Below are 12,907 nucleotides of genomic sequence, written 5' to 3'. Positions count from 1 at the left end.
CTTGATGTTTGTCGATATGGATTTTTAACCCCATTTGTTGTGATATGCATATTATAAAGTAAATAACTAAATAATTGAGGTGATAGAATGTATTTTTTATACAAAGAAGAAAATAACGCTAATAAAAAAAATGGAAAAACTGAACAAATTGTAGGTTTACAATCTTTTTCTATATTTATGCTTTTGATGATATCAGGCATTTTAAGTCCTTACCTTAGAAAAGTCATACCTCTCGCTATAAATTTGGTCTCGGGAATAAGAGGAACAATTTTACTAATCCAAGAATATACACAATCAGAAAATAATGAATCCAGCATCCTTAGTGTTCTAATGGCATATTACATTTCCCTGATACTTTTATACTCTTCCTTCTCATGCTATAGAGGAGGTTTTGATGTAGCATCAGATATTTTACCATTACCTACTGATATTAAGTCTATGCTTTACCCCTTTAAATATCCTCAACCATAAAAATATAACTTCAATTCGTATGTGGGTTACATCACCATATAATGAATTGAAGCTGCATTTTTATTATATTTTGGTGGAGGTGCGGGGAGTCGAACCCCGGTCCGAAGGCGTCACAGTAAAAGCTTCTCCGAGCGCAGTCGCTGTTTTAACTTTCCCTTAGCGGTTCTCCCAGCGACAGGATAACTGCCTCGGTAGCTTCATAAGTTCCGGTTTTGCCCCGAAGCCTGAGCAAAACCAGTTCCCCACTGTTTTGACGCCCAATCCTGAAACGTGGGCATTTCAGGTTGGACGGCTACCTTAAATTAGGCAGCGTAAGCTAATTCTCTGTCTGCGTTTATTTTTACTCCACCATTTTTACGAGCTGGCGGACAACTCGGCTCGCTACTTTTACCTCGACTGCCCCCGTCGAAACCAGTACACCCCCATGTTATATGCCTAATTGTTTTTCTTTAAAGTGCTTTTCTAATTCTCTTTTTGCATCTCTTCTCGCAATATCTTCTCTCTTATCGTAGAGTTTTTTACCTCTTGCTACCGCTAATTCGACTTTGACAAGGCCTCGCTTTAAATAAAGCTTTGTAGGAATTAAAGTGTAACCCTTCCTTGTCACATAACCAATTAATTTATTAATCTCATGTCTATTAAGAAGTAATTTTCTAGTTCTTAAAGGGTCTTTATTAAATATATTGCCTTTTTCATAAGGACTTATATGCATATTATAAAGATAAACTTCGTTGTTTTCAACTCTTGCAAAGCTATCTTTTAAATTGACTTTCCCCATCCTAATAGATTTAACTTCAGTTCCACTAAGCACTATTCCTGCTTCATAGGTTTCTTCAATGAAGTAATCATGGTAAGCTTTTTTATTTTGAGCGATTATTTTAATTTCTTCCTTTGCCAAACTTTTAACACCCTCTTTAGGAGAAAATTGCCCTACTTGTGTGTCACAAATAGGGCACCATCATCGCTCTTATATTATAACACATTTTTAAATAGTGTCAATATATGTTTCTGCGCTTTTATGCTCCGCTAAGCCAATTTCTAAGTTATCTTTTTCCTCTTCTGCTAAAACAAAGTCTATTTCTCTCCTATCCACATCTACATCAACAACTTTTACATAAACCTCTTTACCTATAGAGTAAACTTTTTTGCTCTTTTCACCAATTAAAACATATCTTTCTGGATCAAAATGGTAATAGTCATCCTCCAATGAAGCAACATCTACTAACCCTTCCACAGTATTGTCAAGCTCTACAAAAAATCCGTAATTTGTCACGTTGGAAATTATCCCTTTATAAACATTCCCTATTCTATCTGCCATGTACTCTACTTTCTTTAATTCTTCTATTTCTCTCTCTGCAGCTTCTGCTGCTCTTTCTCTCTCAGAAGATTTTAAAGCAATGTCATTTAAGATTCTGTTGTAATGACATTGTCTTTTTTCTGTTAATTTTCCATTTATGTATTCTTTGATTATCCTGTGAATTATAAGGTCAGGATATCTCCGTATAGGAGAAGTAAAGTGAGTATAATATTGGGTCGCCAAAGCATAATGGCCAATGTCTTCTGGACTGTATTTTGCTCTTTTTAAAGACCTTAAAAGCAAAGTTTCTACAACTCTTTGCTCACTCTTTCCTCTCACTTGTCTTATTAATTCTTGCAAAGACTTCGGATGTATTTGTCCTCCTTCAATTCCTTTTATATGATACCCCAAATTGTGAATAAACTTATTAAAAGCAATCAGCTTTTCTATATCCGGATGTTCATGAATTCTATAAACAAAAGGTACATTTAACCAATGCATGTGCTCCGCTACCGTTTCATTAGCTACTAACATAAATTCTTCAATTATCCTGTGAGCTATATTTCTTTCAACTTTTACAATATCTATTGGCTTACCTTTCTCGTCTACTATTACTTTAGCTTCAGGAAAATCAAAATCTACACTGCCTCTTCTTTTCCTCTTCTCCAGCAAAATAAGAGCTATCTCTTTCATTAGTTTAAAATCTTCCAATAGATACTGATACCTCTTTTTTAATTCTTCATCATTTTCTTCTAAGAGTTTGTAAACATTCGTATATGTCATTCTCTCTTTGCTCTTTATAATGCTTTCAAAAATTTCATGGTCTACAACTTCTCCTTGAGAGTTTATTTTCATTTTAACAGTGAGAGTCAGTCTTTCTTCCTGCGGATTTAAACTGCAAATACCATTAGATAACTTAGGGGGTAACATTGGTATTACTCTATCAATGAAATATACACTACATCCTCTCTTTAATGCTTCTTTATCTAAATGAGAACCTTCTTTTACGTAGTGGCTCACATCTGCAATACTCACATATAAAAGATAATTTTCCTCTGAAAGTTTTTGTACACATACTGCGTCGTCCAAATCTTTTGCATCTTCTCCATCAATTGTGACAAAGTTTAAGTTAGTCAAATCAACTCTTCTCTTTTTTTCTTCTTCAGGAATTTCTGTAGATATATCTTCTGCTTCCTTTAAAACCTCTTTAGGAAAAACTTCAGGAATATCATATTCCCTTATAATGGACATTACATCTATACCAGGATCACCCTTATACCCTAATACTTCTATAATCTCCCCTTCAGGGCTTCGCCTTCCTTCAGGCCATTTAGTAATTCTAACTACAACTTTCATACCAGTTTTTGCGTTTTTATCTTCTCCTTTAGGAATAAATATATCTTGATGGATCTTTTTGTTGTCTGGCACTACAAAGCCAAAATTTCTACTTTTTTCGTAAGTTCCAACAATAGTTGTATTTGCCCTTTTGAGAATTTTTACAACTTCTCCCTCTTCACTCTTTCCATCCACCCTTTTTGTAACTCTTACCAAAACAGTGTCATCATGCATTGCACCGTTCATGCCGCTTACAGGTATGAATATGTCCTTTATATTGCTATCTTCGGGAATTAAAAAGCCATAGCCTCTTGAATGAAATTCAATCTTACCTTTGACCAAATCTAATCTTTCAGGAAGAGTATATTTACCTCGTTTTGTTTTAAAAACAAGGCCTTCTTTTTCCATCTCTTTTAATATTTTTTCTAAAATGCTTTTTTGACTATAGTCTATCCCTAATATTTTCATTATTTCCTCTATTTTGGAAGGCTTATAATCTCCTTCATTCATTAATTCTAAAAGTTTTTCCTTCACATTCATTCCCATTCCTCACAATCCTATCTGCGGTGCGATTTTTTTCATTTCATTAAGAGCAATCTCTAAAAATTCGTCTAAAGAAATTCCAAATTCTTCACAAGTTTTGATTTGGTCACGATTTGCTCCTTTAGCAAAAGTCTTATCTTTAAACTTTTTCTTTAATGATTTTAGCTGAACCTCTTCTAATTTTTTAGAAGGCATCACATAAGCTGTTGCAGTAATTAAACCCGATAAAGGATCTACTGCAAAAAGGGCTTTGTCAAGAAGAGTTATCCTCTCAATACCATGAATTTCATTATGGGCCATTACTGCATGTACTATTTCCTCATCAAGACCATGCTCTGTTAAAATTTCTCCACCTCTTATACTGTGCAACTCTGGATTATCCTTAGTTTCTTGGTAGTCTATGTCATGTAATATCCCTGTAACTACCCATCTTTCAACATCTTGTCCTAATCTTTCAGCTAAACCTCCCATTATAGCACCTGTAGCTATCATGTGATTTATTAAAGTCTCATCTGACACATATTCTTTGACAAGCGCTAAGGCCGTCTTGCTATCCATTTAACACTCCTCCTTCTATTAAAGTTACCAATTTTACTTAATATTATAACATGAATGGTCAAAAAACAATAATCTTAAATGTTCAAAGGCAGCAAATTTGATTTGCTGCCTTTGAAATTAATTATTTATTATCGTATTTTATTGCCGCCTGAGCAGCAGCCAGTCTTGCAATAGGTACTCTGTAAGGTGAAGCAGAAACATAATCAAGACCTACTTTGTGGCAGAACTCAATAGAAGATGGGTCTCCACCGTGTTCACCACATATACCTACTTCAAGGTCAGGTCTTGTCTGCCTTCCAAGCTTAGTACCCATTTCTACTAACTTGCCAACACCCTCTTGGTCAAGCTTAGCAAATGGATCAAATTCATATATCTTCTTTTCATAATAAGTTTCAAGGAATTTGCCAGCGTCATCCCTTGAGAAACCGAAAGTCATCTGAGTTAAGTCATTAGTACCAAAGGAGAAGAATTCTGCTTCCTTAGCAATTTGGTCAGCTGTAAGAGCTGCTCTTGGTACCTCTATCATTGTTCCTACAAGGTATTTTATTTCAACATTGTTTTGTTTTATAACTTCGTCAGCTACTTTTACTATTATGTCTTTGAGGTATTTAAGCTCTTTAAGTTCACCTACAAGTGGTATCATAATCTGTGGTTTTACGTCATGCCCTGTTTTCTTCTTTACGTTTATAGCAGCCTCTATAATAGCTCTTGTCTGCATTTCAGCAATTTCTGGATAGGTTATAGCTAATCTACAGCCTCTATGACCTAACATTGGGTTAAACTCTTTTAAGCTTTCTACTGTTGCTTTTAACTCTTCAAAAGTTATCCCCATATTTTCTGCAAGTTCTTTAATTTCTTCATCTGTATGAGGTAAGAATTCATGCAATGGTGGATCTAAAAGGCGTATAGTAACAGGGAATTCACCCATAACTTCAAACAAACCTTCAAAGTCTGACCTTTGCATAGGCAGTAGTTTTTCTAAAGCTTTTCTTCTTTGTTCTTCTGTCTTTGAGACAATCATTTCTCTCATAGCAGGAATTCTATCTTCGTCAAAGAACATATGCTCTGTCCTGCAAAGACCTATTCCTTCAGCACCAAACTGAACTGCAACTTTTGCATCTCTTGGTATATCTGCATTAGTTTTTACTTTTAATTTTCTATATTTATCTGCCCAGCTCATGAGAGTTGCAAAATCTCCAGTTAACTCAGGTGTAACAGTCTTTATTTCACCAATGTACACATTACCTGTGCTACCATCTATAGATATGTAGTCTCCCTCATGAACTTCTATATCGCCAATTCTCATTACTTTTGCTTGCTCGTCTATCTTTGCATCGCCACAACCTACTACGCAAGCCGTACCCATACCTCTTGCCACAACAGCTGCATGAGATGTCATACCGCCACGAGTTGTAAGTATTCCTTGTGCTACAGACATACCTTCAATGTCGTCTGGAGATGTCTCTGTTCTTACAAGAATTACTTTTTCTCTCCTTGATTTTGCAGCTTCTATTGCCTCATCAGCAGTAAAGTATACTTTTCCTGATGCAGCACCAGGAGAAGCGGGTAAACCTTTTGCAACAGGCTTAGCAGCTTTCAACGCATTTGGCTCAAAGGTTGGATGCAATAACTGGTCTAACTGTTTCGGGTCTACTCTTAAGACTGCTGTCTTTTCATCTATTAAGCCTTCAGCCACTAAGTCTACAGCTACTTTCAAAGCTGCTTGAGCAGTTCTCTTTCCGTTTCTTGTCTGTAGCATGTAGAGTTTACCTCTTTCAATAGTAAACTCTATATCCTGCATGTCTTTGTAGTGTTTCTCCAATTTCTCAGCAATTTCTACGAATTGGTTATAAACTTCTGGCATAGTCTCCTTCAAACTTGAAATTGGCTGAGGCGTTCTAATACCTGCAACAACATCTTCCCCTTGAGCATTCATCAAGAATTCGCCAAATAAAGCTTTTTCACCAGTTGCAGGATTTCTTGTGAAAGCAACACCTGTACCTGAATCATTACCCATGTTACCAAATACCATTGATTGGACATTTACTGCTGTACCCCAATCACTTGGTATGTCGTTAAGTCTTCTGTACACTATAGCCCTTGGATTATCCCAAGACCTAAATACTGCTTTTACAGCTTCCAGAAGTTGTTCTTTTGGATCTTGTGGGAAGTCTACTCCCATTTCTTTTTTATAAAGTTCTTTAAATCTTTTTACTACCTCTTTGAGGTTTTCAGCTGTTAAATCTGTATCAAATTTTGCACCATTTTCCTCTTTTACTTCATCTAAAATAGCTTCAAATTTATTCTTGTCAATTCCCATTACAACATCTGAAAACATTTGAATAAATCTTCTATAGCTGTCATAGGCAAATCTTTCATTGTTTGTAGCTTTAGCAAGGCCTTCTACTGTCTCGTCGTTTAAACCAAGGTTTAAAATAGTATCCATCATACCTGGCATTGAAACTCTCGCGCCAGACCTTACAGATACTAACAAAGGATTTGTTGGATCTCCAAATTTTTTACCTGTAATTTCTTCTAATTTAGTCATATATTCATAGATTTGTTCAACAATTTCTGGAGCTATCGTCTTACCATCTTGATAGTACCTTGTACAAGCCTCAGTGGTGACTGTAAATCCTTGGGGAACAGGTAAACCCAACTTCGTCATTTCAGCAAGATTTGCGCCTTTCCCTCCTAAGAGGTCTCTCATTGAAGCATCGCCTTCACTAAATAAATAAACATACTTTTTACTCATGAAATCTCTCCTCCTTTTAATACATTTAATATAACATTAGCTGTTTCTTCTACAGCTTTATTTGTAACATCGATTACAGTACATCCTAATCTTTTCATCACCTCCTCAGCATATTTTATCTCTTTTTTAACTCTTTCTTCGGTAGCGTATATAGCATTAGCATCAAGTCCAAGAGATTTTAATCTCTCTTTCCTTATTTTTACCAAAACTTCAGGGTCTATAGTCAACCCAAATATTTTTTTAGGGTTGATTTCAAATAATTCTTGAGGTGGTTCAATTTCTGGCACTAAAGGTAAATTAGCAGCTTTTATGTATTTATGAGCAAGGTACATGCATAAAGGAGTTTTGGATGTTCTAGAAACCCCTATAACAACTACATCTGCCAATAGTATACCCATTGCATCTTTACCATCATCATATTTTACGGCAAATTCTATTACCTCGATTTTTTTCAAATAATCTTCTCTATTATTTTTTGCTAAATTGGTATGGGGGGATATACCAGTACTATCTTCAATAGCATTTATCACTGGTCCCATTACATCTACTATTTTTATGCCAAATTTCTGTGCTTTTTTAAGAAGATAATCTTTTAATTCCGGGACCACCATAGTATGGATTATTATGCTATTTGCATCATTAGCTGCTTCCATAATAATTTCTTCTATTTGATTTTTATCACCTACATACGGATATTTTTTTATTTTTTCTATAAAAGTATCAAAGTGGGCAACAGCAATACTCGCAATGTTTTCTGCTGTATCTACATTAGAATCTGAAACCAAGTAAATTGATACTCCTTCTTCCATTCAAGAAATCCCCCTAACCTTCTCCAAGCTTTACAAACAATTTAGTTATGTTAGTTTTCGAAATTCTTCCTGTCACTTTGTATCCTTGTTTTCCATCATTTCCCATTACAGGTTCAACTACAGGAAGACTGTCTACTTCGTGCTCTATAATTTTAACAGCAGCATTATACACAGGCTCATCATCATAAGTTGTAACTATGTTAGGCATACGGGTCATAATTATTCCCACCGGGACCTTATAAATATCAGTGTTGCCTATCGCGATTTTTAAAAAGTCTTTTCTTGAAACAGCGCCGGTTAAAAATCCTCCATCCTGTACAAAAATTGTCCCGACGTCCTTTAAAAAAAGTGTTACAATCGCATCATACACTGATGTACTTTCCTCTACTACTACTGGTAAAGACTTGATATCTTTTACTTTTATGCTTTTTATATAATCTTCTACTAAACTGAGGGGTGATTTTCCTGTATAAAAATATCCCACTTTTGGTCTCGCCTCTAAGATCCCAGACATAGTTAAAATTGCCAAATCCGGTCTTAAAGTCGCTCTTGTGACATTTAATTTCTCTGCTATTTGTTCTCCTGTAATGGGTTGATACTTTTTCACAATGTCAATAATTATATACTGGCGGTTTGTCAGTTGAATTTTTATCACCCCTTTAAGTTTTTGGCAATTTATACTTTCCTCTGTCGTTTCATAAACGTTTTCTATCAGTTTATCACTTTAGTATAATTATATCACAAGTTTATAAGATAACCAACTTTCTTTTTCGTTTCCTTCCTATTATATCACAAATTATTGCAACATAAAAAATCAAGGAAATCAGTTAAAAAGCCTGATTCCCTTAAAAATTTAACCTTTCTTCAAGATATTTCTCTACTTCTCCAATTTTTATTCTCACTTGTTGCATAGTATCTCTATCTCTTATGGTTACACAGTGGTCATTTTCCGAATCAAAGTCATAAGTAATACAGAAAGGCGTGCCTATCTCATCCTGTCTTCTATACCTTTTACCTATGCTTCCTGTCTCATCATAATCTACTACAAATTTATTTCTCAACTGGTCATAGAGCTTATAAGCATTTTCTGATAATTTCTTGGATAACGGAAGCACTGCTGCCTTAATGGGAGCAAGAGCAGGATGAATCCTTAAAACCACTCTAGTTTCTCCATCTTCTAATTCTTCTTCTTCATACGCATCTATTAAAAATGCCAACATTAACCTATCTACCCCAACAGAAGGCTCAATGCAATATGGTATGTACTTTTCTCCTGTTACAGGGTCCATATAAGACAGGTCAACTTCCGAATGTTCCATATGTTGCCTTAAATCAAAATCTGTTCTATTAGCTATTCCCCACAACTCTCCCCATCCAAAGGGAAAATTATATTCTATGTCTGTGGTAGCAGTACTATAGTGAGATAATTCTTCTTTTTTATGGTCTCTAAATCTTAAATTTTCTTCTTTTAAGCCGAATTCTAAAAGCCAATCCATGCAATATTTTCTCCAGTAACTAAACCATTCCATATCTTCTCCCGGTTTGCAGAAAAATTCCAATTCCATTTGCTCAAATTCTCTTGTTCTGAATATGAAATTACCGGGAGTAATTTCATTTCTAAAAGATTTACCAATTTGTCCTATTCCAAAAGGCATTTTCTTACGAGTTGTCCTTTGAACATTTTTAAAGTTCACAAAAATTCCTTGTGCGGTTTCAGGCCGCAAATACACTTCTGATTTAGAATCTTCTGTAACACCTTGATAGGTTTTAAACATGAGATTAAACTTCCTAATATCAGTAAAATTATGGGCACCACATTTTGGACAGGGCACTTTATGCTCTTTTATAAATTCCATCATTTGTTCATTTGTCCAACCTTCAATAGAAATATTTAATTCCTTTTCTTTAATGTAATCTTCAATCAATTGGTCAGCTCTAAATCTTGATTTGCACTCTTTACAGTCCATTAAAGGATCGCTAAAACTGCTAACATGACCTGATGCAACCCACACTTCTGGATTCATCAAAATTGCAGTATCAATTCCTACGTTATAGGGACTTTGTTGAATAAATTTTTTCCACCACATCCTCTTAATATTGTTTTTAAGTTCTACTCCCAGAGGTCCATAATCCCAAGTATTAGCAAGTCCTCCATATATTTCAGACCCTGGAAAAACAAATCCTCTGTTTTTTGCAAGGGCAACTATTTTATCCATTGTGACTGCTTGTGACATTTAATAACACTCCTTTTTCTCTCGCAATTATACAAAAACCCTTCATCCCTTTTGGGAAGAAAGGTTTTTGACGCTACTTATTTAAGAATACCAAAGAGACAAGCTTCTGTCAATCTTTTTTCTTTTCTTCTTTTAATACGGTTACGCTTTTATCATGTTTTTCAACTTCAATTGTGCAATTGGCTAAAAGCGCTACTGCCGCTCCCACTAACGTCAACTGAGGAATGATAACTGCAGAAATAGCACCTGCAGTTACAGGAATCTCCAAGAGAACTTTATCGTCTTTTTTTATTCTTATTTTTGTAACATTACCTTTTTTAATTAATTCTTTTATTTTGTCCATAACTTCTGAACCTGCGACTGTAAAAGTCTCAGTCCACCTTTTTCTGTTCTCTTCTATATATATCAATGCATCTACAACACTGCCACCTGACTTTTCTAATGCTTCTTTTGCTTCTTTATAACTTACTCCCGTTCTCTCTACTATCATATCTATTTTTTCTAATTTCTCATCTAACACGTTAAACCCTCCTTTCACATATTTTGTAACTTGTTAATAAAATCTTTTGATTTAAACTCTATTTCAAGATGTTCTTTCATATAGGCTGTTATTATTTTATCCACTTCTTCTTTTATAACTCCTGAAACTTTAATATTTTGAAGCTTGTCATAATCTCCTTTAAGAAAATACTTTATAGCTTTTAATGTTACTCCATGTAATGGCTTGGCGTCAAAACATTTATTTTTGCAGTTTATACACACTGCACCCCCGCAGGAATTAGAAAAATATTTTAAATTCTCTCCTTTTCCACACACAACACAATTATCAAGTTGAGGCATATATCCCAATAAAGAAACTAATTTTAAGTTATAAGAAGAAATAAAAATTAAAGGGTCTATTTGTAGCTCATCAACTGCTTTTAAAGAATGTTTTAAAAACAGATACAGCCTCTCGCTTTTTTGATTTTCCTCTAAAATTTTATTTATGGTTTCGGCAATATACGAAGCTACAGAAAATTTAACTAAGTCTTTTTCTATATTTTTATAAGCTTCGATTAACTCCCATTGGTCAATATAGTAATAATTTTGCCCCTCAAAAATAACATAATTGGCAACAATAAAAGGCCTTATTGCATTCACAAAGCGGCTCTTTGAGCGCCTTGCTCCTTTTGCCACTGCCTGGAGTTTGCCATAGCTTTTAGTAAAAAGAGTGGCAATTTTGTCTGTTTCACCTATTAAATTGTTTTTTAATACTATTGCTTCTATTTTTAACAAGCGCATTTTTTATCAACTCATTTTTAGTTTATTCCATTCCTCCACAATCTTAACGCCTGCACTTGCCCCAATGCGATTAGCTCCTGCTTCAATCATCGCCTTAGCATCTTCAGCAGTTCTTACACCGCCAGAAGCTTTAACACCAAAGTTTTCACCAACTGCCTGTCTCATTAATTTTACATCTTCTACCGTCGCCCCACCTGGCCCAAAACCAGTAGAAGTCTTAACAAAATCAGCATCTGCTTCTTTTGTGAGCTGACATGCTTTTACCTTTTCTTCATCAGTGAGATAACAAGTTTCTAAAATTACTTTTACAACTATATCTCCATAGGATTTTACCGCTTTCACAACTTCTTCAATTTCTTTTTTTACATAGTCATAATCTCCGCTTTTTAGCATACTTATATTTAGTACCATATCTATTTCTGTAGCACCCCTTTTTACTGCATCCACCGCCTCAAAAACTTTATTTTCGATAGTATTTGCACCTAATGGAAAACCTATCACTGTGCAAACTTTAACATCTGTCTCTTTTAACATACTATAGGCAAGGTCTACAAAGCATGGGTTTATGCAGACTGAAGCAAATCCATACTCTTTTGCCTCATTACAAAGCTTTTCTATCTCGCTTTTTGTCGCATTTGGTTTTAATAAAGTGTGGTCAATCATTTTTGCTATGTTCATAATATAACCTCCTTTTGTTTTCACTAAATACTTTACTATTCGTAAGTTTTCTTGTCAATGGCATATCCTAATTTTTTAAGTAACGTTGTATTGTCTCTCCACCCCTTCCTCGTCTTTACCCATAGGTCAAGAAAAACCTGTTTTCCATAAAATTCTTCTAAATCAAGTCGCACACTTTGACCTATCTTTTTTAGCATTTGCCCATTTTTGCCTATAATAATTCCTTTGTGGGACTCTTTCTCACAGTAAATATATGCTTCAATGTCTATTATATCTTTATCTTCCCTCTCTTTAATAGATTCTACTTCCACATAAACACCATGAGGTACTTCTTCCTCTAAAAAATGTAACATCTTCTCTCGAATTATTTCTGCCACTATTAATTTTTCGGGCTGATCTGTTATATAATCATCCAAATAATATTTGGGGCCTTCTGGCAAAAGTGATACAATTTTTCCTTTTAACAAATCTATATTTTTATTTTCAATAGCAGAAATAGCTACTACATCTTTAAACTCATATTGCTCTTTAAAAATTTTTATAGTATCTTCTATTCTTTCCTCAGGCACCAAATCTATTTTGTTGACTACAAGTATAACAGGTGTATCTACTTCTTTTAAATATTCGATTATGTATCTATCTCCAGGTCCTATTTCAGTATCTGGTTCTATCATATACAAAATAAGGTCAACTTCCTTTAATGTTCCCTTAGCTACCTCAATCATAAATTCGCTTAATTTAGATTTAGGTTTATGAATGCCAGGAGTGTCAACAAAAATAACCTGGTATTCATCTGTTGTCAAAATCCCACGAATGGTATTTCGAGTAGTTTGGGGTTTGGGAGAAGTAATAGCAATCTTTTCTTGTAAAATTGCATTTAAAAGAGTAGATTTACCTACATTAGTTCTACCAACTAATGCTACAAAACCAGCTTTATAGCCCATAT

12 protein-coding genes and 1 other RNA gene are annotated in these 12,907 nt (G+C 34.6%); 1 reads left to right on the top strand and 12 read right to left on the bottom strand.

All coding sequences use genetic code 11. The features are described from left to right. Positions 1-87 precede the first annotated feature (87 nt). A complete protein-coding gene (locus tag THYS13_RS01420) occupies positions 88-471 on the top strand; it encodes a hypothetical protein (protein ID WP_042832826.1) in 384 nt (127 codons plus the stop codon). 71 nt (positions 472-542) lie between these two features. On the opposite strand, the gene ssrA is transcribed toward THYS13_RS01420, so the two are convergent. From ssrA to era, 12 genes are all read right to left on the bottom strand, one after another. Beyond that, positions 543-895: a transfer-messenger RNA gene (gene ssrA, locus THYS13_RS01415) on the bottom strand. A 3-nt stretch (positions 896-898) separates the two neighbouring features. Continuing rightward, on the bottom strand, positions 899-1,369 hold the full coding sequence (smpB, locus tag THYS13_RS01410) for an SsrA-binding protein SmpB (protein ID WP_003867905.1): 471 nt from the start codon (positions 1,367-1,369) through the stop codon (positions 899-901). 87 nt (positions 1,370-1,456) lie between these two features. Next, positions 1,457-3,643, bottom strand: coding sequence for a ribonuclease R (gene rnr / locus THYS13_RS01405; protein WP_042833908.1), 2,187 nt, complete (start codon positions 3,641-3,643; stop codon positions 1,457-1,459). A 9-nt stretch (positions 3,644-3,652) separates the two neighbouring features. After that, the gene (locus THYS13_RS01400) at positions 3,653-4,204 is read right to left on the bottom strand and encodes an HD domain-containing protein (protein ID WP_042832825.1); all 552 of its coding nucleotides are present in this window, start codon (positions 4,202-4,204) and stop codon (positions 3,653-3,655) included. Positions 4,205-4,325: 121 nt separating this feature from the next. Next, positions 4,326-6,959 carry a pyruvate, phosphate dikinase gene (gene ppdK / locus THYS13_RS01395; RefSeq protein ID WP_042832824.1) on the bottom strand — a complete coding sequence of 878 codons (2,634 nt, stop codon included), beginning with the start codon at positions 6,957-6,959 and terminating at the stop codon, positions 4,326-4,328. Continuing rightward, positions 6,956-7,768 (bottom strand): pyruvate, water dikinase regulatory protein, encoded by an 813-nt coding sequence (locus THYS13_RS01390; RefSeq protein ID WP_042832823.1) that lies wholly within the window; start codon positions 7,766-7,768, stop codon positions 6,956-6,958. Before THYS13_RS01390 ends, ppdK begins: the two co-directional genes overlap by 4 nt. A 13-nt stretch (positions 7,769-7,781) precedes the next feature. Beyond that, positions 7,782-8,423 (bottom strand): helix-turn-helix transcriptional regulator, encoded by a 642-nt coding sequence (locus THYS13_RS01385; protein WP_042832822.1) that lies wholly within the window; start codon positions 8,421-8,423, stop codon positions 7,782-7,784. Between the two features lie 190 nt (positions 8,424-8,613). Next, positions 8,614-10,002, bottom strand: coding sequence for a glycine--tRNA ligase (locus tag THYS13_RS01380; RefSeq protein ID WP_042832821.1), 1,389 nt, complete (start codon positions 10,000-10,002; stop codon positions 8,614-8,616). 109 nt (positions 10,003-10,111) lie between these two features. Next, entirely contained in the window at positions 10,112-10,522 is a 411-nt protein-coding gene (locus THYS13_RS01375) for a DUF4342 domain-containing protein (protein WP_042832820.1), read from the bottom strand. A 14-nt stretch (positions 10,523-10,536) separates the two neighbouring features. After that, positions 10,537-11,283: a DNA repair protein RecO gene (gene recO, locus THYS13_RS01370; protein WP_042832819.1), complete on the bottom strand. Its 747-nt coding sequence runs from the start codon at positions 11,281-11,283 to the stop codon at positions 10,537-10,539. 6 nt (positions 11,284-11,289) lie between these two features. Beyond that, positions 11,290-11,961 carry a deoxyribose-phosphate aldolase gene (deoC, locus tag THYS13_RS01365; protein ID WP_042832818.1) on the bottom strand — a complete coding sequence of 224 codons (672 nt, stop codon included), beginning with the start codon at positions 11,959-11,961 and terminating at the stop codon, positions 11,290-11,292. 35 nt (positions 11,962-11,996) lie between these two features. After that, positions 11,997-12,905 (bottom strand): GTPase Era, encoded by a 909-nt coding sequence (gene era / locus THYS13_RS01360; RefSeq protein ID WP_042832817.1) that lies wholly within the window; start codon positions 12,903-12,905, stop codon positions 11,997-11,999. Between the last annotated feature and the right edge of the window lie 2 nt (positions 12,906-12,907).

The organism is Thermoanaerobacter sp. YS13, assembly GCF_000806225.2.
Taxonomy (GTDB): domain Bacteria; phylum Bacillota; class Thermoanaerobacteria; order Thermoanaerobacterales; family Thermoanaerobacteraceae; genus Thermoanaerobacter; species Thermoanaerobacter uzonensis.
The sequence above is the reverse complement of the archived record's forward strand: the minus strand, read 5'-3'. Positions and strand labels throughout refer to the sequence as shown.